The sequence below is a fragment of the Kitasatospora sp. NPDC058162 genome, assembly GCF_042884005.1.
GTDB lineage: Bacteria > Actinomycetota > Actinomycetes > Streptomycetales > Streptomycetaceae > Kitasatospora.
On sequence record NZ_JBHVUS010000003.1, the window covers coordinates 186,832 to 209,849 of the forward strand.

Genomic DNA, 23,018 nt, shown 5'->3' on the forward strand with positions numbered 1-23,018 from the left:
GGCCTGCCCCGCCCCGCCCCGGGGGGGGGGGGCGGCATCGCGGGCCCCCCCCCCCCCCCCCCCCGGCTCAGGAAGTCGGCCCCGCCGACTTTCCACTCCGGCTCGGCGAGGACGCGCCGTCGGGGCCCAGCGCGCGGGCCACCCCCGCGCGGGACGACAGGCCCGCCGAACGGATGGCAGATGGGATCGCCAACCACACTCCCGGAACAGGAAGTCGACCCCGCCGACTATTCACCCCAGCCGGGGCTCGACGGGTGGCATCACGGTGGAGATACGGCCCAGACCGGCAGCAGCACCCGGCCCAGACGTGGGAAGCCGACGCCGTCGAGCTCCCACTCCGGCTGCGGCAGTAGTGGATCCGACTTGCAGCAACAGGGCTCGCCCACCCTGGAGCAGGAAAGTTGGCCCCGCCGACTTTCCACTCCGGCCGGGAACGCGCTAGTAGGGCCCAAAAGCGCTAACCGCTCCCGCGCAGGATGTCAGGCCTGCCGAACGAACGGCAGACCGATCGCCGACTGCACTCCCGGCGCAGGAAGTCGGCCCCGCCGACTTTCCACTCCGGCCCGGCGGGGATGCGCCATCGGGGCCCAAGCATGCGGGCCGACCCCGTGCGGGATGGCAGGCCTGCCGAGTAGACGGCGAGTGGGATCGGCGCAGGAAGTCGACCCCGCCGGCTTTCCACTCCGGGGCGGCGGGGGCCCGGGCGCGTGGGCCACCTCCGCGCGGGATGGCAGGCCTGCCGAGTGGACGGCGGGTGGGATCGGCGCAGGATGTCGGGTCCGCCGACTTTCCGCTCCGGCGCGGCGGGGGCCCGGGCGTGCTGGGGGGCGTAGGAAGTCGATTCCGTCGGCGGCAGCGGGGGCCGGGGGGTGGCTAGGTGTGGGTGGGGGGCCAGGGGGTGGAGTGGTGGGGGTGGAGGGTGGTGAGGGATTCGCGGAGGCGGCGGACGGCGGGGTGGTGGGGGCCGTCGCGGCGTTCGCGTTCGAGGAGGAGTTGGAGGAGCCAGTGCCAGGCGTTCTGGGGGTCTCCGGTGGCGGCGAGGTGGAGGCCGATGCGTTCGCGGAGGTCGTAGGCGCGCTCGGGGTCGGTGTCGAGGCCGGATTCGAGGCGGGCGGTGTGGGCGGCGAGCAGGGCCTGGAACTCGGCGAGGGCTTCGGGGCCGTGGCCGAGGCGGTCGAGGCAGAGGGCTGCGCGGTAGCGGTGGTCGAGGCCCTGGGGGCCGTGTGGGCCGCCGTCCGCGGTGGCGGCGAGGCGCCGGTACTCGGGGAGGGCCTGTCCGGGGTGGCCCTCGTGGAGGAGGGTGCGGGCGTAGATGGAGCGGATGGTGCGCACGAGGGGCGCGTGCTCGCCGAGTTCGGCCTCGGCGCGGGGCAGGAGGTGGGCGGCCAGGCCGAGGACCTCCGGGTGGCGTCCGGCGTCGACCAGGTCGGAGAGGCGGGCGCACTCCGCGCCGAGGTCCGGGCCGGCGGGGACGGCGGGGGGTGCCGGTGGGGCGGGCGGTATGAGGAACGGCCTGGGCTCCGACCGGACCGCCGCCGCCACGGTCGGTGGCTGCGGCTGCGGCTGCGGCTGGTGCGGGTAGCGGAAGGGGCGCGCGGGGTCGGGCAGGGGCGTGAGGCGGGGCTGCGGCGCCTGTTCGGCCGCGGGCAGCAGCGGGAGCAGCCGCGCGTACACGGTCTGGGCGTCGGCGGGGCGGTCGGCGGGCTGCTTGGCGAGGAGGTCGAGGACCAGTCGTTCCAGCGGCTGCGGCACTTCGGGGCGCAACTCCCGCAGCGGGACGGGCGGTTCGTCGACGTGGCGGCGCAGGAGGCCGAGCGCGGTGGGCGCCCGGAAGGGTTCCTCGCCGGAGAGCATCTCGTGCAGCAGGCAGCCCAGCGAGTAGAGGTCGCTGCGCGGGTCGGCGGTGGCGGCGAGGGCCTGTTCGGGGGCCATGTAGGCGGGGCTGCCGATGGGCACGCCGGTGAGGGTCAGGCGGGTGGTCTCGGTGTCGAGGGCGGTGGCGATGCCGAGGTCGAGGAGCACGGTGCGGCCGTCGGCGCGGACCATGACGTTGCTCGGCTTGAGGTCACGGTGGACCACCGGGATGGCGTGGACGGCCGCCAGCGCCCCGCAGAGTTGGGCGGCGACGGCCACCGCGCGCTCGACCGGGAAGGGCGCGTCCTCGGCGATCAGGTCGGCGAGGCTGATGCCGGGGACGCGCTGCATGACGAGGTAGAGCTCGCCCTCGTCCTCGCCCGCGTCGAAGACGGTGACCAGCCCGGGGTGGTCGAGCGCGGCCGTCACCCGGCACTCGCGCAGGAAGCGGCGGCTCAACTCGTCGCCGTGGCGGCGCCGTTCGGTGCTCGTGGCGCCGGTGCCGAACCCGCTGCCGGAGCCGCCGGGCAGCAGGTGTTCGGGGCGGAGCAGTTTGACGGCGACCTCGCGGTGCAGCCGTTCGTCCTGGCCGGCCCAGACCTGGCCCATGCCGCCGTGGCCGATCTTCTCGGCGAGCCGGTAGCGGCCGGCGATCAGCCTGGTGGCGGTCACGAGCCGCCCTCGCGGGCCTGGCGGCGCAGCAGTTCACCGAGTTCGCGCAGGTCGTGGGAGGTCTCGACGGCTGGCGCGGGGGCCGGGGCGGGGATCGGATTCGGGGCCGGAACCGGCGCCGGGGCGCCGTACCCGGGCGCGGTGGGCGCGTACGGCGCGGCGGCCTGCGGTGCGTACGGCGGGCCGACCGGCGGCCCGTACGAGGGGACGACGGCCTGCGGGGCTACGGGTAGGGGGCGGGACTCCCAGACCGTGCGACTGTCCAGGGCCAGGAAGTGCAGGGTCGGCGTCAGCCACAGCACGGCGAGGGTGATCGAGCCGGTGAAGTCGGCGGTCGGGTCGTTGAGGGTGCCCGCGATCCCGAGGGAGACGAAGAGCGTCAGCAGCAGCCCGCAGTACACCACCGCGCCGAGGATGTCGTAGGCCCGTCGGCGCCGGACGGCCAGCAGCAGCGACGGGACGACGCCGAGCAGCCCGAAGGACAGCAGCGGGACGAGCGCGCACACCACCCGGGCGGGCACCCCGAACCGGCCCGGGATCGGGGCCGGGCGGTACGGCGGGCCACCGGGCGTCGGTCCGTACGGCCCGGGGTGCTGCCCTGACATGTGTGCTCCTGAGCTGGAGGGAACCGGCGCCGACCGTCGCGCGGACGGCCCAGCACACGGTACCGCCCGGCCCGGCGGCGCCGGAGGCCTTCGGTCCGCTCGCTGCCGCTCCGACACCGGGCCGATGCCGGAGCGGTATTGAACCGGTGTCAGTCCTCCGGCGGCGCCATGGCGCCCGTCGCCAGCGCGTCCGTCGCGGCCCGGGCGAGGGTGTGGCCGAGGGCGGCGGCCCGGGTGAGGGCGGTGTCGAAGGCGGCGAGGCGGGCGAAGGCCGCGCCGAGGCGCTGTTGGGCGGGGAGCGGGAGGCGGGGCAGTTCGACGCGGCGGATGTCGAGGCGGGCGGTGGTGGTGGCGTGGCTGGCGGCGCGCCGGGTGCCCGCGGTGGAGCGGAACTGGCCGGCCAGGAACTCCGGGTCGAGCGCGGCCGGGTCGGGCCGCAGCAGGTGGAGCTGGCGGCCGAGGGCCGCGCCGACCAGCGGGCCTTCGGCGGGGACGACCAGGGCGGCGCCGCCGCCGAGGGCGGGGACCAGGACGTCGCCCGGCCTGGTCCGGACCTCCCCCGCCACCCCGGTTCCCCCGGCGCCGGAGGCCGTGGCGAGGACGGCACCGGGCAGGGCCCCGGTGGCGAGGTCCTGGTCGGTGATCACCGGGACGCCGCCCGGGGCACCGCCCGCCGGACGGGTGGCGGTGCCGGTGCCGGAGGAGTACACCTCCAGCGCGCCGCTGCGGACCAGCTCGCCCACGGTGACCAGGCCGGCCGGCGCCGCGCCGGCGGCCGTTTGCCCGCCGGCCCCCGGGAGCAGCGTGAGCGGGTCGGCCAGCTCGGCCAGCAGCTCGGCCAACCGGGCGCCGAGGTGCGAGAGTTCGGCCACCCCGCCGAGCCGGACGCCGGGCGGGACGTGCCGGGCCGGGGAGAGGTCGGTCTCGTCGTCCAGCAGGTCGATGGCGGCCATGGTCCGGTGGACGCCGGCCCGGTCGGCGGGGACGGGCAGGCCCTCCCGGGCGGCGAGGTCGAACCCGCGCCAGGAGTCCAGGACGGTCCGGCGCAGCTCGGGCCAGTCCACCTTGTCCCGGCCGCCCTCCGCGGCCGCCGGGCCCGGCGCCCCGACCGACGACCCGGTCGGCGCCGCCCCGGCGTCGACCAGCAGGACCTGCCGGAAGTCGTCGCCCGGCCTGGGGGCGCGCAGCACCCACAGGTGCAGCGGGACGCCGTACGGCGGGGCGGCCCCGGCGGGCAGGGCGATGACGGCGCGCAGGGCGCCGGTGCGGAGCAGCTCGGCCCGGATCCGGCGGCCGGCCCGGCGGGAGGCGACGGTCGGCGGGAGGAGCAGGGCGGCGAGGCCGCCGGGGCGGGTGTGGGCCAGGCAGTGCAGCACCCAGGCCAGTTCGGACTCGCCGCGCGGCGGGACGAGGCCGCCGGGCCAGCGGGTATCGAACTGCAACTCGTCGTGGCCCCAGTCGCGTTCGTTGTACGGGGGCTGGCAGAGCACCGCGTCGAAGGTGTCCCCGGGGTAGCCGTCGGCGCGCAGGGCGTCGCCGGTGCGCAGGTCCAGCGGGAGCGGGCCGGGTTCGTCGGCGGGGGTGTGCAGGGCGAGCCGGAGCCGGGCGAGGGCGGCCGCGACCGGGTCCGCGTCCTGGCCGTAGCGGCCGGTGGTCGGCGGGTGGGCGAGCAGCACGGCGCCGAGGCCGACGGCCGGGTCCAGCACGGTGGCGGGGACTCCGGCGACGGCGGCGAGCAGTTCGGCGGCCTCCGGCGGGGTCGGGCTCAACTGGCGGGTGTTGGCCTCGGCGTGCCGGGTGAGCAGTTGCTCGTACGCGGCCGTCGGCCCGGACTCGGCCGCGAGGGCGGCGAGCAGTCGGGCGAGGTCCAGCTGGGTGCTGCCGAGCAGGACGGGCAGCCGCAGCTCGCGCGGGCCGTCCGGGCCGAAGGCGTGGACGGCGGTGTCGGCGACGGCGCGGGGCAGCGCGGTGGCGAGCCGGCTGTCGGGCTGGTCGGCGAGGTCGGCCCAGTGCCCGGGGGCGCGGTGCAGCAGCAGGAGCACGGCGCCGGCCTCGACCAGCGGGGCGGCGGGGTGGCCGGCCGGGTCGCGCAGGGTGTCGACGAGCTGCCAGACCCGCTCCAGCAGCGGGAGTTCGGCGATCTTGCCCTGGGCGCGCAGCCAGGACCCGACCTCGTCGAGGGCGAAGGTCGGGCTGGCGTCGGTGCCGCCGACCGGGCGGGGGAAGTCGGCGTGGCGGCGGCGCCAGTTGCTGACCGCGGCCCGGCCGACGCCGGCCAGCCGGGCGATCTCGACGGCGGTCACTTCGGGGCGGTCCGGCACGGGAGGGCTCCTTCGGCAGGGCTGTGACCGCACAGCATAGCGAGGAGGGTCCTATTCGGAGTTCACATGTGAACAGAGCTCTTTTGTGAAATGCCGTTGACATGGTTCACGCCCGAGTGGTGTGATCTCTTCGTCGCCACCGGACGGGGGCGACGCCCAGGAAGACCACCGAGCACGGGAGAACAGCCATGTCCGCCACCGCCCGCCGCACCACCACTCGCCGCACCGCCGCCCTGCTCCTGGGCGCCGCACTGGTCGCCCTCACCGCGACCGCCTGCAACTCCACCGGCGGCGCCTCCGTCTCGACCGAGGCGAAGCAGACCGCGGCCGCCACCACGGGGGCCGCCAAGGCCGCCGACGCCCCCAAGGCCCCGGCCAAGATCGGCGACACCATCGCGCTCAAGGGCACGGACAAGGGCAACACCGCCGACGTCACCGCGGTGAAGGTGGTCGACCCGGCCGAGAGCGCCAGCGAGTACCTCAAGCCGGCCGAGGGCAAGCACTACGTGGCGGTGCAGTTCCAGATCAAGGCCACCGGCGCCCAGGCGTACGGCGAGGTCCCGGCCAGCAGCGCCAAGGTCGTGGACACCCAGGGCCAGGCCTACGGCCCGAACCTGGAGGACACCAAGGCCGGCCCGTCCTTCCAGACCCCCACCAACATCGCTCCCGGCGAGACCGGCAAGGGCTTCGTCACCTTCGAGGTCCCGGACGGCACCAAGCTCGACAAGGTCCAGTTCGCCCTGGACAACGGCTTCGCCCCGCAGACCGGCCAGTGGAAGATCGGCTGACCCTGGGCGCACCGTGCACAAGGCGCACCGTGCACAAGCAGAACGGCGGCCCCGGGCAGAGCCCGAGACCGCCGTGAACCACCGCCGCCGTGAACGCCGGCCGACGCAGACCGTCCGCCGACCGGCAGGTGCTACTTCTTCGCCCCCGCCAGGTCGTCGAACATCGCCGACAGGAACTCGGTGCACCAGCCGAGCAGCTCCCGCCCGACCAGAGGCTTGCCGCCGATCCGGCCGGTGCTCGGCCGCGGCACCAGCAACTGCTGGGCCGCCGCCTTGACCTGGCTGCGCGGGTAGAGCCGGTTCAGCCGCAGCTGCTGGGACTCCCGCAGCTCCACCGGACCGAAGCGGACGTTCGAGCCCTGCAGCGTGATGTCCGAGATCCCGCAGCGGCGGGCGAACAGCCGCAGCCCGGCGACCATCAGCAGGTTCTCCACCGGCTCGGGCAGCTTCCCGTAGCGGTCCACCAGCTCGTCCCGGACCTGCTGGATGTCCTCCTCCGAGTTGACCGCCGCGATCGAGCGGTAGGCCTGCAGCCGCAGCCGCTCGCCGGGCGCGTAGTCGTGCGGCACGTGGGCGTCGACCGGCAGCTCGATCTTCACCTCCAGCGGCTCCTCCTCCGGCTCGCCGCCGTTCGCCAGCGACTCGCGGAACTCGGCCACCGCCTCGCCGACCATCCGCATGTAGAGGTCGAAGCCGACGCCCGCGATGTGCCCGGACTGCTCGCCGCCGAGCAGGTTGCCGGCGCCGCGGATCTCCAGGTCCTTCATGGCGACGTACATGCCGGCGCCCATCTCGGTGTGCTGGGCGATGGTGGCCAGCCGCTCGTGGGCCGTCTCGGTGAGCGGCTTCTCCGGCGGGTACAGCATGTACGCGTAGCCGCGCTCGCGCCCTCGCCCGACCCGGCCGCGCAGCTGGTGCAGCTGGGAGAGGCCGAAGGTGTCGCCGCGCTCGACGATCAGGGTGTTGGCGTTGGAGATGTCGATGCCGGACTCCACGATCGTGGTCGACACCAGGACGTCGAACTCCTTCTCCCAGAAGTCGACGACGACCTTCTCCAGCTGGGTCTCCCCCATCTGCCCGTGCGCGGTGGCGATCCGCGCCTCGGGCACCAGGTCCTTCAGTCGGGCGGCCGCCTTGTCGATCGACTCGACCCGGTTGTGGATGTAGAACACCTGGCCCTCGCGCAGGAGTTCGCGCCGGATCGCGGCCGAGATCTGCTTCTCGTCGTACGGCCCGACGAAGGTCAGAACCGGGTGCCGCTCCTCCGGCGGGGTGGTGATGGTGGACATCTCGCGGATGCCGGTGACGGCCATCTCCAGGGTGCGCGGGATCGGCGTCGCGGACATGGTGAGCACGTCCACGTTGGCGCGCAGCTTCTTCAGCTGCTCCTTGTGCTCGACGCCGAAGCGCTGCTCCTCGTCGACGATGACCAGGCCGAGGTCCTTGAACCTGGTCTCGGAGGAGAACAGCCGGTGGGTGCCGATGACGACGTCCACCGAGCCCTCGAACAGCCCCTCCAGGACGGCCTTGGCCTCGCTGTCGGTCTGGAAGCGGGACAGCGCCTTCACGGTGACCGGGAAGTTGGCGTACCGCTCGGCGAAGGTGGAGAAGTGCTGCTGCACCAGCAGGGTGGTCGGCACCAGCACCGCGACCTGCTTGCCGTCCTGCACCGCCTTGAACGCGGCCCGCACGGCGATCTCGGTCTTGCCGTAGCCGACGTCGCCGCAGATCAGCCGGTCCATCGGGACGGACTTCTCCATGTCCGACTTGACCTCGGCGATGGTGGTCAGCTGGTCCGGCGTCTCCGCGTACGGGAAGGCGTCCTCCAGCTCGCGCTGCCACGGGGTGTCCGGGCCGAAGGTGTGGCCGGGCGCGGCCATCCGCGCCGAGTACAGCTTGATCAGGTCGGCGGCGATCTCCTTGACCGCCTTCTTGGCCCGCTGCTTGGTCTTCGCCCAGTCCGCGCCGCCGAGCCGGTGCAGCGTCGGGGCTTCGCCGCCGACGTACTTGGTGACCTGGTCGAGCTGGTCGGTCGGCACGAACAGCCGGTCGCCGGGGTGGCCGCGCTTGGCGGGGGCGTACTCCAGCACCAGGTACTCGCGGGTGGCGCCCTGGACGGTGCGCTGCACCATCTCGACGTACCGGCCGACGCCGTGCGCCTCGTGCACGACGTAGTCGCCGGCGGCCAGGGCCAGCGGGTCGATCGCGTTGCGGCGCCGGGAGGGCATCCGGCGCATGTCCTTGGTGGAGGACTTCTGGCCGGACAGGTCGGTCTCGGTGATGACGGTGAGCTTCAGGTCCTCGTCGACGAAGCCGTGCTCGATGGAGCCGCAGGAGACGTAGACGACGTCCCGGGTGGGCGCCTCGGCGAGGTCGGCGACCAGCCGGGCCGGGATGCCCTCGTTGCCGAGCACCTCGGCCAGGCGGGAGGCTGGGCCGTGGCCCTCCGTCACCATGACGACCCGCCAGTCGGCGGCCAGCCGCTCCTTGGCGTCGGCGATCGCCCGGGCGGTGTCGCCCCGGTAGGCCTCGACGGCGTGCATGCCGAGGGTCAGCGTGTTGACGTCGAACTCCAGCATGCCGTCGACCGTCGACTCGCTGGTCGCGAACGGGCTGACGGACCACCAGGGCAGCCCGATCTCGTCGGCGTGCTCGCGCACCTCGGCGAGCGAGCGCAGCGAGGCGGCGGAGACGTCGATGGCCTCCAGGTCGATCGGCCGGTCGCCGCCGGCCGCCGCGGCCACCCAGGAGGCCTGGAGGAACTCCTGGCTGGTGGCCACCAGGTCGGCGGCCCTGGTCCGGACCCGCTCCGGGTCGCAGACCACGGTGACCGAACCGAGCGGCAGCACGTCGAGCAGCAGCTCCATGTCGTCCACCAGCACGGGGGCCAGCGACTCCATGCCCTCGACCGCGATGCCCTCCGCGATCTTGTCCAGGATCTCGGCCAACCCGGGCTGCTGGACGGCCAGTTCGGCGGCCCGGGCGCGCACCGCGTCGGTCAGCAGCAGCTCCCGGCAGGGCGGCGCCCACAGTCCGTGCTCGGCGATCTCCAACGAGCGCTGGTCGGCGACCTTGAAGTAGCGGATCTCCTCGACGTCGTCGCCCCAGAACTCCACCCGCAGCGGGTGTTCCTCGGTCGGCGGGAAGACGTCCAGGATGCCGCCGCGGACGGCGAACTCGCCGCGCTTCTCGACCAGTTCGACCCGCGCGTAGGCGGCCGCGGCGAGCCGGCGGGCCACCTCCTCCAGGTCGTGCGACTCACCGCGCTGAACGGCCACCGGCTCCAGCTCGGCCAGCCCCTTCACCTGCGGCTGCAGCACCGAACGGACCGGGGCGACGATCACCTGCACGGGCCCGGCCGCCGGGTCGTCCGCCCGCGGGTGCACGATCCGGCGCAGCACGGCCAGCCGGCGGCCGACGGTGTCCGAGCGGGGCGACAGTCGCTCGTGCGGCAGGGTCTCCCAGGCGGGGTACTCGGCGACCGCGTCGGCGGGCAGCAGCGAACGCAGCGAGGCGGCCAGGTCCTCGGCCTCCCGGCCGGTCGCGGTGACGGCCAGCACCGGGCGGCCCCGCTCGCCGGCCGCCTGACCGGCCAGGGCGCGGGCCAGCGCGGCGACGGCGAACGGCCGGGCGGCGGGCGGTCCGACCAGGTCCAGGTGGCGGCGGCCGCCGGCCGCGGCTCCGGTGGCGGTGGCCGCCTCGATGGCCTCGGCGAGCGCCGCGTCCCGCGCGACGACATCGAGCAGTCCGGTCAGACTCATCTGGGGTCTCTTCTTCGTGCCGTGGCTGGTGCTGCCTCCGGGCGGCGGGCAGCCCGCCGGGGCAACGCGAACGGCCCGGCGCGCCGAGCGGCCGGGGGTCTCCAGCCTACGCCGCGGCACCGACGGGCACGCGGCGTACGAGCCGGGCGGGGCCGCGCCGCCCGGGCGACGGACCGCGCGGGGACGAACCGGCGGCCGTACGCGTCGCGCGGCCGGGAGCACGACCGCGGACGAACCACTGGACGGAACACCGGACGGGCCGGTGGGCGAACCGCTCGGGCGCCGGTCCGGACCGGGCTCCGCATCCGCCACGAACTGGACATACTCCTGTCACTGGCCGTCCATGGAGATCGCGCACCATGGTGAATGTGCCCGCCGCACCCAACCGTGGGGGATGGCTGTGGCGGCACTGTCGCACCCCCGATGGGGGTCGGAGGTGCGAGGCCGGGCGACCCTGGGTGGGGGCGCCCGCCCAAGCGCCGGGAACCGTGGCGCCCTTTCCTGGAGGGCGCCACGGGTCTCGGCCTCTTCGCTTTCGCGCGCCGGTGCTCCGCCGCCCCGGACGTCCGCACCCGCCCGGAGCCGGCGCCCGGGCCTACCAGCGGGACAGGTTGATGTCGTACATCATCACCTGGTGCCCCTGGCTGGCGTTGAAGTCGTAGCGCTCCCAGGTGAAGACGGTCCAGGAGCCGAGCCCGCCGCCCAGGTAGGTGATGACCTTGTTGTTGCCCGCGTCGATCCGGTCCACGTTGTAGACGCGCAGGGACATCCAGCCGTCGTTGGCGAAGCAGAGCTGCCCGCTGTAGCCGTAGTTCCAGACCTTCGCGAAATCGTCCCGGTTCCCGCAGTCGACCCGGTCGACGGCCCGGGCCGCGGTCGTCGGCAGCAGGGTCGCGGCGGCGGCCGTCAGAACCGCCAGAACACCCATGCGACGGGCCTTGCCATTTCTGTTCCGGAGCGCGGATCGGGGATTAGTGCGGCGATTCATGTAACCCCTCCATCGATAGCGGCTGGGTTCCCGAGATTTGCATGGCGGGCCTGCACGGCACAGCTGTTTTCCAGCCAAGCCGGTCTTCGCCCAGCGCCCGGGGAACGTACCCGGACGAAATGAGCTATGGTCCCAACACGCTTGCCGCGCTTGAGGATCGGAGCAGAAGCTTGGCACGTCCCGCCCAATTCGGACGATTCACCGCCCTCACCCTCACGGCCGTTCTGTCGGTATTGTCCGCGGGTTGTTCGGACAACTCCGGGAAGGGCTCCGCGGAATCCGCGCCGACCCCGCCGGAGCTCGGTTCGACGGCCGCTCCGGAATCCGGTCGGGGCGGATTGACCGGACTTCCGCTCTCCGCTTATCAGGCCGACGACCGGTCCTCGGTCAAGGAGATCCAGGCCCGGAACGCGCTGATCGTCGGGTGCATGCACCGGGCCGGTTTCTCCGCGTTCACCGGGGACGGACTGCAGGCCGCGCAGCCGCCGGACAACGCGACCGCGCTACCGGCCGGCCCCTGGGGCTACCTCGGCCCCCAGGCCGCCGCGACCCTGGGCTTCCACCCGCCCAAGCGGACGGCCCCCCGGCCGGACCCCGCCCCGGCCGGCTCCGGCGAGGCCTACGACGGCGCCCGGGTGGACTGCGACCGACAGGCCGCCGAGCGGATCGGGTCGCCGCCCGCCGCGGGCAGCCGACTGGTCGACCAGCTGTTCGACGAGTCGACGAAGGCCACCGCCAAGGACGCCCGGGTGGTGGCGGCCACCGGGCGGTGGACCGCCTGCATGACGGCCGCCGGATTCACGGCCACCACCCCGGAGGAGCTGTCGCACCAGTACCAGACCACGCCGGAGGCCACCCCGGCCGAGCTGGCCGCCGCCCGCGCGGACGCCGACTGCACCGCCCGGTCCGGGCTGGCCGGCCTCTGGTTCGCCGTACTGGCCGGCTACCAGCGCCAGCTGATCGACCGCAACGCGCAGGCCCTGACCGCCCAGCAGGAGGCGGTCAGGGCCCAGGACGCGAAGCTCACCGGCCTGATCGCGGGTGAGGCCGGTGGCTGACGGCAAGGGCCTCTCTTTCGGATCTTGGCGGATCAGCGCGCGGCGTTGGGCGCCCGGCTGGGCGTGCCGGCGGATCGTCCTCGTACTGGGCGTACTTGGATGATTCGCCGGTGCGTCCAGGCGGGATGCCCGGCGTCGCGCGCCCGGCAAGATCCGAAAGAGAGGCCCTAGCGGCGGCGGTAGGACACCGTGTTCGGGGGCGCGTAGCCGACGCCGTCGTCCACGATGATGATCTTCGGGATGATCCGGGTCTCCTCGGCGCCCTCCGTGCCTTCCACGCTGGCCGCACCTTCCGCAGCGCCCGCACCGGCCGCGGCCGCCGCACCGTCCCGCCCGGCCACCGGCCCGGGCGGCGCGGCCGGCTTCGGCGGCACCGCGGCCGGGGCGACCGGACCGGTCACCACCGGGTCGGCGGCACCGTCGGCCGCGCCCTCGGCGCCCTTGGCCTCCGCGGCCCTGCCGCCGAGGGCCCGGGAACCGGCCCCGGCACCGCCGACCACCGGCTGCCGCAGCACCGCCGTCGCCCCGGCCTTCGCGCCGGACCCGGCGACGGCCGGACTGTCCGCCGGAACGTCGACCGGAACGTCGACCGGGACATCGGCCGGGCCGTCGACCGGAGCAGCGACCGGAGCAGCGGCGGCAGCCACGCCCGGGGTGCCGGCCGGCGCCGCGGTCCCGCGCAGGTCCGGCAGCGGGATCTCCCCGGTGTCCGCCTCCGAGTCGACCGGCGCCGCATCCGCGACCGCGTCCACCACCGCGTCCACCGGACCGGCCGCCGCGGCCTCGGCGGCCGCCCCGGCGGCGGCCGCGACCAGCCGCTCGGGCTCGATCTGGCCGACCGCCGCGCCGGTGAGCGAGGCCAGGGTGGCCTTGATGTGGTCCAGGTGCTGCTGCACCGTCTCCAGCCGGGCGTCGAACTCGCGCTGCTCGCGCTCGCTCTCCGCGTTGATCTTCTCGGCCTCGCGGCGCGCCTTGTCGACCAGCTGGTCGGCCTTGGCCTGGGCGTCGGTCTCCAGCTGCTTGATCCGGTTCAGCACCGTCTCCCGGTGCTGCTCGGCCTCCTTGACCCGGCGCTCGGCGGTCGCCGAGACGTCCGCGTCCTCGGCGTCGGCCTTGGCCTGGGCCTCGGCGAAGGTCTCGTCGGCCTTGCGGCGCTTGGCGGCCAGCTCGGCCTCGGCGTGCTCCTCGGCCTCGGCGGCGGCCACCCGGACCTTGGCGGCGTAGGCGGTGGCGCCGTCCCGGGCCGCCCGGCTCTCCCCGTCGGCGTCGGAGCGGATGCCCTCGGCCTCGGCCCGGGTGCGCTCGTCGGTGCGGCGGGCGGCGGCGTCGGCCTCGGAACGGGTGGCCGCGGCGTACTCCTTGGCGGCCCGGTCGGCCTCCTGCCCCGCCTCGTACACCTCGTCCCGCAGGTCCTCGGCGAAGCGCTCGGCCTTCTCCTTCACGGCGCCGGCCTCGTTCCGGGCCATCTCGGCCAGTCCGGCGGCCTGCTCGCTGAGCACCTGGTAGTCCGGTTCCGGGGCCTCCTCGGCGGCCTGGCGGATGGCGTCCAGCCTGGTCTCCATCTGCCGGATCCCGGCACCCAGGACGCTCAGCCGTTCCCAGGCCTCGTCGCGTTGCGCGGTCAGGGCGACCAGCGCCCGGTCGACCTGCTCGGGCGCGTAGCCGCGCCGGGCCTGGGTGAAGCCGTACTGGGGGACGGCGTCGCTCATGGGCTCTTCCCCTCGTTTCGCGGGCTGCGGAGCCCATGATCGGACGGACTGGGCGGATCCGGAACCGGTTGGGACACCGGGGCCGAATCCGGTCGTCGTGCGGACCGGAATGCGTCGAGGACGGGACGAATAGACCCATCCTCTTGACCTATTTTGCGCAGATCCGGACGAAACCCCAACGAGGCACAGCTGCCGGGGCATGCCGAAGGGGTCGTTCCGGACACCGGAACGACCCCTCCCACCTGCGGGGATCCGCGACGGTCCGCTACAGCAGGCCGTCCCAGAACTGCTCCAGCAGCACGGCCCACCAGGTGTCCGTGGTCTGCAGGGCCGCCGGGTCGATCGCGGCGAGCTGGGCCTGGAAGTCGGTCGTCCAGCGACCGGCCTGCTCCGGCGTCAGCCCGTACCGCAGCCGCCACATCCGGCCCAGCAGGGCCAGCGCGCGGACGAACTCCGGTACACCGCTGTTGACGAAGCGCGGCGGCTGGCCGGTTCCGTCGACATCCACGGCGACCACGTTCGCGGTGCCGTACTGGACGCACAGCTGACGGCCGTAGTCGTTGCCGAGCACCAGGTAGCCGCCGAAGTCCGCCGCCGCCGGCAGCCCGCGCTCGGCGGCCAGCTCGGCCAGCGTCGGGATCGGCCGGCCCTCCTGCGCCTGGGCCCAGAAGAACGGCCCGAAGTCGCGCGGCAGCCCGGCCCACATCAGCGTCTGCGACACCGGCTCCGGCACGCCCTGGCGGGAGACGGCGCGCTGCTCGTAGCGGAACAGGTTCTGCCCGAAGGCCGTCCCGAGCTCCTGGGCGAGCTCCTGGGGCGGCAGCGGGGGCAGCGCCTGGACCGTCCCCGGCGCGGGCAGCGGAACCCGGAACGGGCGGACCCGCTGGGCCCCGGAGGCCAGCTGGTGCAGCTCGTCCAGGTGGTCCAGCAGCTCGGCCATCCCGGCCTGCCGGGAGGCGTGGTCGCGGCCGTACGGGGCGGTGTGGGTCAGCCGCACGTTCGGCCAGGAGGCCGCGATCATGCGGTTGCAGTAGCCGCCGGGCAGATCACACGACTCCAGCTCGGTGTAGAGCTCCAGCACCTGCTCCGGCGGCACGTTCAGCCGCCGCAGGTCCTGGAGGATCTTCCACTCCGGGTGCGGGGTGCCGGGCTCGCTGCGGTGCAGCAGCTTCTGCTCCGAGCCGTCCGGACCCCGGTAGCTGAGCGCGGCGAAGTAGCCCGGGCCCACTGCGGGCACCCCGGGCGGCACCGGCGCGCCCGGCGGCGGGCCGGTGACCGGGGTCGGCGGGACGACGCCGGGCGCGGCACCCGCGTTCGGGTAGCCGTACCCGGCCGCGGGCGCGGCCGGAGCCGCCGGGCCACCGGGCGGCGGCGGGACGGCGGGGCCGCCGGACGGCGGGGTGCCCGGGTCCGCCGGGCCGCCGAGCAGCGCCGGGTCGATCGCGCTCGCGAGCTGGGTCGCCTCGTACGCCACCCCGGCGGCGGCCGGGGCGGGCGCGCCCTGCGGCGCGGGGGCCGGGGCGTCGCCGGAGCGCAGGCCGGCCGGCGGCGGGGGCGGCGGGGTCGAACCGCCCGACCGGCCACCCGGGCCGGCGGCGGGCGTGCCCTGGCCCGGGGTCTGCCGCAGCCCGGCGGGCGGGGGCGGCGGCGGGGCCGAACCGGAGTTGCGACCCAGCCCTCCCGCACCGGGCGCACCGGTACCGGACGAGCCGCCCGGACCACCGCGCAGCGCGGCCGGCGGGGGCGGCGGCGGAGCCGAACCCGGGCCGCGGCCGAGACCGCCCTGGGCCGCGGCGGCGGGCGGCGCGGCCGGACCGGGGGCGCCGGGCAGGCCGGCCAGCCCGCCGGGCGAGGCCAGCATGGTCGGGGCCTGCTCGACCGGCGCGCCCTGCGGGGCGGGGGCCGGGGCGCCGGGCAGGCCCATCAGGCCCGGCATGGCGCCCGGCGGCGCGAGCAGCGTCGGCGCCGGCTCGGCGGCCGGGGCGGGCACCGGGGCCGGCGGGGCGACGGGCGCCGCGGCCGCGGGCTGGGCGCCCGGAGTCTGGGCATGCGGAGTCTGGGCAAGCGAGGCCTGGGCGATCGGGGCCTGGGCACCGACCGGCGGGACCGGCGGCATGCCGTAGCCGCCGCTGCCCGGGGGCATCAGCACGGTCGCGGCCTCGGCACCGGCCGGGGCGGGCGCCTCGGGCAGGTCCGAACCGGAGGTGCGCAGGCCCTCGGGCATCAGCACGGTCGCCGCCTCGGCACCGACCGGAGCGGCCGGCGGCGTCGGGGCGACCGGCGGCACCGGCGCGGCCGGGGGCAGCGGGGCGGCGAACGGGTCCTCACCGGGCGGCGGCGCCAGCATGGTCGGCGCGTCCCCGGCGGGCCGGTCGGAGACCGGCGGCTCGGTCAGCACCGCGGGCCCCGGCGGCACCGGAACCGGCGCGGACGGCACCGCCGCGGGCGCGACCGGCACCGGCGCGGGCGGCAGGTCAGCGGGCGCAGCCACGGGCGCAGGCGCCGGGGCCTCGACAGGAGCCGGGGCCGGAGCCGCAGCCGCAGCGCCCCCCAGCTTCTCCGCCTCCGCGGCGAGCGCCGCCGCCCCCGCCTCCTGCAGCCACTGCGGCGGGCTGAGCAGGAAGGAGGTCGCCTCCACCGGCCCCGGCGCGGGCTTCGCCGCCCCGGCCGGGTTGGCCGCGACCGGCCGCCCGTACACCTCCTCGAACTGCCGGACCACCTCGTTGACGGGCAGCGCGGGCCACAGCGTGCTGGCGCCCGAGTCCCGGGCGATCACCAGCCGCGCCCCGCCCGCACCGGCGCCGCCGTCGGCACCGGCGCCGGGCCCGCCCGCCGCGTCCGCGGGCGACACCGCCCAGCAGACGAAGCCCAGGTCGAACTCCCGGACCCGCACCTCGCGCTGCTGCCCGTGCGGCACCCCGCCGTTGATCCACTCCTCGGCGAGCTCCTGCGCCTGCGCGTACGTCACCACGCCCGGTTCACCCCTGTCCCCGTCGTCCCCACTCGTTCCCTCAACGCCGTTCCCGCGGTCACGTCAGTCCACCGGGACGGCCCGGGCGAACCCGCCGTCCACCATCAGCTCCGCGACCGTCTCCAGCTCCGGCGGGCTGCCGGCCAGCCGGAGCAGGAAGGCGTCGAAGTCGTCCCCGCAGGGCAGCAGCAGCCGGGCGCAGCGGTCCTCGGGGGCCTCCGGCCCGCCGGCGTCCCGGGCGTCGTCGTACAGGTGGAACCAGACCGAGCCGACCTGGTCGCCGCGCACCTTGAGGGCGATGATGCCGCCCTGCGCGTAGGCGATGCCCAGGTAGTCCTTGGTGAGGTGGTCGCGCAGGCACTTGTTGGCGTAGACGACGTCCTCGGTGCCGTACTCCTCGGTGAGGGTCAGGAACGGCTGGTCGAGCAGCATGCCGAGCTCGGTGTCCAGCGCGACCCCGACCGGGCCGCGGCCGCCGCCCAGCTTGAGGAAGGTGCGGTAGGCGGCGGGGAGCCGGTAGCCGAGGCGCTCCTCGGCGCGCTGCACCAGGTCCTCGGGGACGCCGATCGGGTCGCCGCCGTCCTTGGCCAGCGAGAAGTGGACGGGCCGGCGCTCCTGCAGCGGGCGGGTGCCCCGGCGGGTGTGGTCGGCGGGCGAGGTGGCCAGGCCGCCGTGGTGCCGCAGCAGGGCCTTGACCTCGACCGGGACGAGCTCCATCCGGCGCCAGCCGGGGGCGGCCCGGCCGACCGCGTGGTGCCAGGTCCAGCCGGGCGGGGTGGCCACGGCGGTCTCCAGGTCGGCCCAGAGCGGGTGGCCCTGGGTGAACAGCGCGGCGTTGGCCGAGACGTAGTCGGTCAGGCGCAGTTCGTCCACGCCGAAGCCCTCCGGCGGGTCGGCGACCTCGGCGGCCGCGGCCGCGTACGGACCGAAGTCCGGGTAGCCGGCCTCGTCCACCCGGACCCCGGCCGGGTGCCGCTCGGCACGGACCGGGTCCGGGAACTGCACCACCTGACCTGCGTACGCCGCGTTCGGTGCGGCGGTGACGCCGGGCCGACCTGTCGTCATCTGGGAGCCCCCACTGGCTGCTGCAATTCTTCGGTGCGCTTGCTCGGCACCAAGAGTAGGGGGTCACCCGCCCGGCCGAGCCCCCGCACCCAGGGCCCGGCGCAACACCTCCACGACCCGTACCTGCTGGGCCTCCGTGAGGTGGGGGTGCAGCGGCAGGCTGAGCAGTTCGCCGGCCGCCCGTTCGGCGACCGGGAAGGCGCCCGCGCCGTACCCGAGCGGGCGGAACGCGGGCTGGAGGTGCACCGGGACGGGGTAGTGCACCCCGGCGCCGATGCCGGCGGCGTGCAGCGCGGCGAGCACGGCGTCGCGGCCGCGGGCGATCCGCACCGGGTAGAGGTGGCGGACGTGTTCGTTGCCCGGCGCGGTGCCCGGCGGGGTGACGCCCGGGAGGCCGTCGAGCAGCCGGTCGTAGCGGGCCGCGGCGGTGCGGCGGGCGGCGTTCCAGTCGGGCAGCCGGCGCAGTTTGGCCCGCAGGACGACGGCTTGCAGGGCGTCCATCCGGGAGTTGAAGCCGAAGCGCTCGTGTACGTACTTGTCGCGGGCGCCGTGGTCGCCGATCAGCCGTACGGCGGCGGCGAGTTCGTCGTCGTCGGTGAGCACCGCCCCGGCGTCGCCGTAGCCGCCGAGGTTCTTGCCCGGGTAGAAGCTGGTCGCCGCGATCCGCCCGTACCGGCCGCGGCCGTGCCGCCGGGCGCCCTGGGACTGCGCGGCGTCCTCCACCACCGGGCGGCCGTCGGCGAGTTCCAGCAGCGCCTCCATCGGCGCGCACTGGCCGAACAGGTGCACCGGCAGCAGGGCCGCCGCCCCGGGCAGCACGGCGGCGGCCCGGTCCGGGTCGATCAGCAGGTGCTCGGGGTCGACGTCGACCGGCACCGGGCGCAGCCCGGCCCGCTGCACGGCCTCGGCGGTGGCGACGAAGGTGTTGGCGGGCAGCACCACCCCGGCGCCGGGCGGCAGGTCGAGGGCGCGCAGGGCGAGTTCCAGGGCGTCGGTGCCGTTGGCGGCGCCCACGCAGTGCCGGACGCCCGCGAAGGCGGCGTACTCCCGCTCGAAGGCGGCCACTTCGGGGCCCTTGACGAAGGCGCCGCTCGCCAGCACCCGGTCGAAGCCGGCCCGCACCTCGGCCTCGATCTCGGCGTGCGCGGCGGCCAGGTCGACCAGGGGGATCTCCGCCGTCACCGGACCGCCTCCCGCTCCCCCGCGCCCACCGGCACGGTGACGCCGCCGAGTTCGAGGCTCAGCGAGGCCGCCTCCAGCAGTTCCAGCACCCGCACCCCGGCCCGCCCGTCGGTGAGCGGGGCCCGGCCCTCGACGACGGCGGCCGCGAACTCGGCCATCACGTTGCGCAGCGCCTCCTGCTCGACCAGCGCGGGCGCGACCATCTCGCCGACCCGGTAGGAGATCAGCGCCCGGCGCCGGATGGCCTCGGTGAGCTGGTCGGGCGGGGTGAGGTCCACCCCGCGGTCGTGCACGGCCAGCCGGGCCTGCGGGTTGAGGTCGTCCCAGACCAGGGTGCGCCGGGAGCCGCCGATCAGCGTGGTGCGGACCTTCGTCGGGGAGAGCCAGTTGACGTGGCAGTGCGCCAGCGCGCCGTTGCTGAGCCGCACCGTCAGGTAGGCGACGCAGGCCCGGCCGGCCCCGATCGGGTCGGCGCCCTGGGCGGAGACGCCGACCGGCACGACCCCGGGCGGCAGCACGAAGTCCAGGATGGACAGGTCGTGCGGGGCGAGGTCCCACAGCACGTCGACGTCCGGCTGGACCAGGCCGAGGTTGATCCGCACCGAGTCGAAGAACTGGACGTCGCCGATCTCCCCGCCGTGCACCAGCTCGCGGATCCGGCGGACCACCGGGGTGTAGCAGAAGGTGTGGTCGCACATCAGCACCAGCCCGGCGGCCTCGGCCAGTTCGACGAGTTCGACGGCCTGGGCGGCGGAGGTGGTGATCGGCTTCTCCACCAGCACGTGCTTGCCGGCCTCCAGCGCGGCCCGCACCAGCGGGTAGTGGGAGCCCGCCGGGGTGGCCACCGCGACGGCGTCGACCCGTTCGTCCGCCAGCACCCGCTCGTACCGGCCGGTCGCCCCGACGGTGCTGTACTCCCCCAGCACGGTACGGGCCTTGGCCTCGTCCAGGTCGCACAGCCAGTGCAGCCGCAGCGCCGGGGTGTGCTGGGCGTTGCGGACCAGCTTCGGCCCCCAGTAGCCGGCCCCGACCACCGCGAGGCCCACCGGCCGTTCCGGCACCGGCCGGGGCACCTCGCCCGGGGTGGGCAGGTGGCCGCCGGGCGCCTGGTTGGCGGTCGCGTCCGCCCACGGCTTCGACGTCATCGCTCGGGCCCCCTCAATGGAAGGCCCGGCTGGACCCTCCCTGGCTCCGGCGCCGGGGCGGGCCCGCGCCCGCCCCGGCGGCCTCAACGTCCGGTGCGGGCACCGGAGTCGGCCCGGCCGGTCGGTGTCCGCACGGCCGGGCCGGGGTCCTCCTCGGCTCGCTGCCGGAACCGTACCGGGCGGGGCCGGGGGGAGGGGGCGGTTTCGGTAGATCGGCGGACAAGTCAGGACGACGCTGTGCGGATCCGGCCCCGGTACGGCCAGGATTCGGGGTGGGACGGGCACCCGGCCCCGGCGACCGCACGGGTGTTCGGCCCGCGCCGCACCCCGGTTGTGCGGTTGTCGGTGTCAAATGACAGGCTTGCCCCGGGACCGACCGGAGCCAACGGGAACCGGACCGCCAGGAACGAGGAGGAGGACACCGCATGACCACCGGTGAGCCGGCGGGCCCGCCCGTGCTGCGCCACCACCGCGACAGCCTGCTGCCGGCCGTCGCCGCCGCGCTGTCGCTCAAGGGCGGCGAGGTGCACACCCTGGCGGGCGACAAGGACGACCGGCGCCCGGTCCTGCACGCGCTGGTCGGCGAGTTCCTGGACACCCTGCCGGTCGAGGCCCGCGAACGGTTCACCGGCCGCTGCCCGGAGGCCGTCCTGCTCTCCCAGTACCTGACCACGGTCGACGGGAAGCGCTCCAAGCGCGCCGCCCGCAAGCCGATGAGCCTGCACGAGGCCCGCAAGGCCCTCAAGGGCTCCCGGATGACGACGCTCCGGATCCGCGAGGAGGGCGACCCGGCGCACGGCACCCACGCCCCGCCGTGCCGCTCCTGCGGCCCGATGCTGGAGCACTTCACGGTGCTGAGCGTCGCCGTCGGGCCGCCCGCGCGCTGAACCGTCCGCACGCCGGGCGCCCGCACCCGGCCGCCCCTCGTACGCCCCCCTGTCCCCGAGCCCCGGAGCACGCCCTGAATCCGCCCAGCCCGCCCCCGCCCCCGCCGGCCACCCTCGCCCCGACCATCCTGCCCCCGACCGGCCCGCAACCGGCCGGCCCCGCCGGGCGGACCCGACCGCGCTTCCCCGCCGACGTCGCCGCCGAACTCAAGGCGGCCGGCTGGCACCCCGGCCGCTGGCAGATCCGGCAGGCCGAGGAGTGGGCCGACGCCCTGGTCGGGCACGGCGGCCCCGGCGGCGTGCCGCACGCGGTGTTCCCGGCGGCCGTGGAGGCCTGGGCCGAGTTCGGCGGCCTCGCCTTCGACCTGTCCGGGCCGGGCCGCCAGCTGGCCCGCACCCCGTTCCTGATCGACCCGATGTGCGGCGTGCACCAGCCGCGCACCCTGTTCGACCTCGGCCGGGCCCTGGGCTGCAAGCTCGCCCCGCTCGGCGAGGAGGCGTACGGGCAGGCGCTGCTGGCCGTCGACGAGGAGGGCCGGGTCTACAGCCTGGACCACACCGGCGAGTGGTTCCTCGGCCACGGCATCGACCAGGCGATCAGCGCGCTGGTCCTGGGCACCGCCCCGGAACGGCTGCGCACCGCCGAGGAGTACGGCGGGGAGTACGTCTAGCGGCCGGGCCGCGAGGGTCGGCCGCCGAGGACGGGCCCTAGCCGAGCCGGTCCCCGCGGACGGCCAGCCGGGACGGCAGCACCGCCTCGACCCGGAAGCCCCCGTCCGCCTCCGGCCCGGACGAGAAGGTGCCGCCCAGCGCGATCACCCGCTCCCGCATCCCGACCAGCCCGTTGCCCCCGCTGGGCAGTTGCGCGGAGCCCCGCTCCCCGCCCGGGCAGGCGTTCACCACGCTGACCCGCACCCCGTTCGGCGCGTACGCCAGCAGCACCGACACCTGCGCCCCGCCCGCGTGCTTGTGGGCGTTGGTCAGCCCCTCCTGGACGACCCGGTAGGCGGTCTGCTCGGCCTCGGCGGTGAACTCCTGCCGGCTGCCGCTGACCGTCAGGGTCACGGCCATCCCGGCCGCCCGGGACTGGTCCACCAGCCGGGGCAGCCCGACCAGCGAGTCCGGCTCCTGGGGGCGCTCGTCGTCCATCCGCAGCACGCCGAGGATCTCGCGCAGCTCGTTCAGCGCCTGACGTCCCACCTCGCCCATCAGCCTGGCGCTCTGCGCGGCCTTCTCCGGGTCCTTGACGGCTATTCGCTCCAGCGCCCCGGAGTGCACCACCATCAGCGAGACCCGGTGCGCGACCACGTCGTGCATCTCCCGGGCTATCCGGGTGCGCTCCTCCAGCCGGGCCCGGCGGGCGCGTTCCTGGGCCTGCTCGGCCAGCAGGTCCAGTTCGGTCTCCAGGCCGTGCGCGCGGTCCTTGAGCGACTCGATCAGCCGCCGCCGCGCCCCCACGTACAGGCCGGTCACCACCGGGGCGACGGTCAGTCCGACCGCGACCATCAGCGACAGCACGACCATGCCCCACAGCGGCGGCCGCTCCGCCGCCATCGAGTCGTCCGGGGTCATCAGCTGCAGCGCCATCACGGCGCTCGCCTCGGCGAAGGCCAGCCCGGACAGCGCCACCACCCGGCGGCGCCGGGAGGGCCACTCCCAGGTCGCCGCCAGCGTGTACATCGACACCACCAGCAGCACCACGCCCAGCATCCCGGGCATCACCAGCAGGGTCGCCACCACCGGGACGGCCGGGCACCGCCGGCGCACCACCAGCGAGCCGCCGGCCACCGTGCCGAGCACCGCGACCCCGATCGCGCCGAGCGTGGTCACGTGCATCCGGGCGGACAGGAAGGCGATCGTGCTGGCCGAGCACTCGACCGCGGCGAGCAGCGCCAGCCCGATGTCGAGGAGGGCGCTGCGCCGCCGCTCCCACCACCAGAACGACCGGACCGGCACGCGCTCCCCAGGCGACTTGCTCATGCCTGACAGATTAAGCGGCAACCCCTCCCCGT

At 75.7% G+C, this 23,018-nt stretch carries 15 protein-coding genes; 4 read left to right on the forward strand and 11 right to left on the reverse strand.

The window, feature by feature from the left end; genetic code table 11:
* Positions 1 to 873: 873 nt before the first annotated feature.
* The 3 genes from ACFVXG_RS07235 to ACFVXG_RS07245 form a co-directional block, all read right to left on the reverse strand.
* A complete protein-coding gene (locus tag ACFVXG_RS07235) occupies positions 874 to 2,526 on the reverse strand; it encodes a protein kinase (RefSeq protein WP_387925158.1) in 1,653 nt (550 codons plus the stop codon).
* Entirely contained in the window at positions 2,523 to 3,131 is a 609-nt protein-coding gene (locus ACFVXG_RS07240) for a hypothetical protein (RefSeq protein WP_387925159.1), read from the reverse strand. Before ACFVXG_RS07240 ends, ACFVXG_RS07235 begins: the two co-directional genes overlap by 4 nt.
* Positions 3,132 to 3,280: 149 nt before the next feature.
* The gene (locus ACFVXG_RS07245) at positions 3,281 to 5,452 is read right to left on the reverse strand and encodes an N-6 DNA methylase (RefSeq protein ID WP_387925161.1); all 2,172 of its coding nucleotides are present in this window, start codon (positions 5,450 to 5,452) and stop codon (positions 3,281 to 3,283) included.
* Between the two features lie 188 nt (positions 5,453 to 5,640).
* On the opposite strand from ACFVXG_RS07245, the gene ACFVXG_RS07250 reads away from it, so the two are divergent.
* Positions 5,641 to 6,240, forward strand: coding sequence for a DUF4352 domain-containing protein (locus ACFVXG_RS07250; protein ID WP_387925163.1), 600 nt, complete (start codon positions 5,641 to 5,643; stop codon positions 6,238 to 6,240).
* Positions 6,241 to 6,371: 131 nt separating this feature from the next.
* Here the strand turns inward: ACFVXG_RS07250 and mfd are convergent, their stop codons facing one another.
* Together mfd and ACFVXG_RS07260 are read right to left on the reverse strand one after the other, a co-directional pair.
* A complete protein-coding gene (mfd, locus tag ACFVXG_RS07255) occupies positions 6,372 to 10,001 on the reverse strand; it encodes a transcription-repair coupling factor (RefSeq protein ID WP_387925164.1) in 3,630 nt (1,209 codons plus the stop codon).
* Positions 10,002 to 10,596: 595 nt separating this feature from the next.
* Positions 10,597 to 10,929: a beta/gamma crystallin domain-containing protein gene (locus ACFVXG_RS07260; protein WP_387925166.1), complete on the reverse strand. Its 333-nt coding sequence runs from the start codon at positions 10,927 to 10,929 to the stop codon at positions 10,597 to 10,599.
* Between the two features lie 398 nt (positions 10,930 to 11,327).
* Between ACFVXG_RS07260 and ACFVXG_RS07265 the strand changes: the two genes are divergently transcribed.
* Entirely contained in the window at positions 11,328 to 12,047 is a 720-nt protein-coding gene (locus ACFVXG_RS07265) for a hypothetical protein (RefSeq protein WP_387925168.1), read from the forward strand.
* 167 nt (positions 12,048 to 12,214) lie between these two features.
* Here ACFVXG_RS07265 and ACFVXG_RS07270 read toward each other — a convergent pair whose 3' ends face one another.
* The 5 genes from ACFVXG_RS07270 to ACFVXG_RS07290 all read right to left on the reverse strand — a co-directional run bounded on the left by ACFVXG_RS07270 (position 12,215) and on the right by ACFVXG_RS07290 (position 20,119).
* Positions 12,215 to 13,756: a hypothetical protein gene (locus tag ACFVXG_RS07270; protein ID WP_387925170.1), complete on the reverse strand. Its 1,542-nt coding sequence runs from the start codon at positions 13,754 to 13,756 to the stop codon at positions 12,215 to 12,217.
* Positions 13,757 to 14,021: 265 nt separating this feature from the next.
* Entirely contained in the window at positions 14,022 to 16,727 is a 2,706-nt protein-coding gene (locus tag ACFVXG_RS07275; RefSeq protein ID WP_387925172.1) for an SUKH-4 family immunity protein, read from the reverse strand.
* Positions 16,728 to 16,790: 63 nt separating this feature from the next.
* Positions 16,791 to 17,792, reverse strand: coding sequence for an SMI1/KNR4 family protein (locus tag ACFVXG_RS07280; protein WP_387925173.1), 1,002 nt, complete (start codon positions 17,790 to 17,792; stop codon positions 16,791 to 16,793).
* Between the two features lie 63 nt (positions 17,793 to 17,855).
* Complete coding sequence (locus ACFVXG_RS07285; protein ID WP_387925175.1) at positions 17,856 to 18,974, reverse strand: DegT/DnrJ/EryC1/StrS family aminotransferase; 1,119 nt, start codon at positions 18,972 to 18,974, stop codon at positions 17,856 to 17,858.
* Positions 18,971 to 20,119 (reverse strand): Gfo/Idh/MocA family protein, encoded by a 1,149-nt coding sequence (locus ACFVXG_RS07290; RefSeq protein WP_387925177.1) that lies wholly within the window; start codon positions 20,117 to 20,119, stop codon positions 18,971 to 18,973. Before ACFVXG_RS07290 ends, ACFVXG_RS07285 begins: the two co-directional genes overlap by 4 nt.
* 425 nt (positions 20,120 to 20,544) lie before the next feature.
* Here ACFVXG_RS07290 and ACFVXG_RS07295 point away from each other — a divergent pair, with 425 nt between their 5' ends.
* Together ACFVXG_RS07295 and ACFVXG_RS07300 are read left to right on the forward strand one after the other, a co-directional pair.
* On the forward strand, positions 20,545 to 21,006 hold the full coding sequence (locus ACFVXG_RS07295; protein WP_387925179.1) for a YwqJ-related putative deaminase: 462 nt from the start codon (positions 20,545 to 20,547) through the stop codon (positions 21,004 to 21,006).
* A 128-nt stretch (positions 21,007 to 21,134) separates the two neighbouring features.
* Entirely contained in the window at positions 21,135 to 21,677 is a 543-nt protein-coding gene (locus ACFVXG_RS07300) for an SUKH-3 domain-containing protein (protein WP_387925750.1), read from the forward strand.
* A gap of 37 nt (positions 21,678 to 21,714) precedes the next feature.
* On the opposite strand, the gene ACFVXG_RS07305 is transcribed toward ACFVXG_RS07300, so the two are convergent.
* On the reverse strand, positions 21,715 to 22,986 hold the full coding sequence (locus tag ACFVXG_RS07305) for a sensor histidine kinase (RefSeq protein WP_387925181.1): 1,272 nt from the start codon (positions 22,984 to 22,986) through the stop codon (positions 21,715 to 21,717).
* Positions 22,987 to 23,018 lie beyond the last annotated feature (32 nt).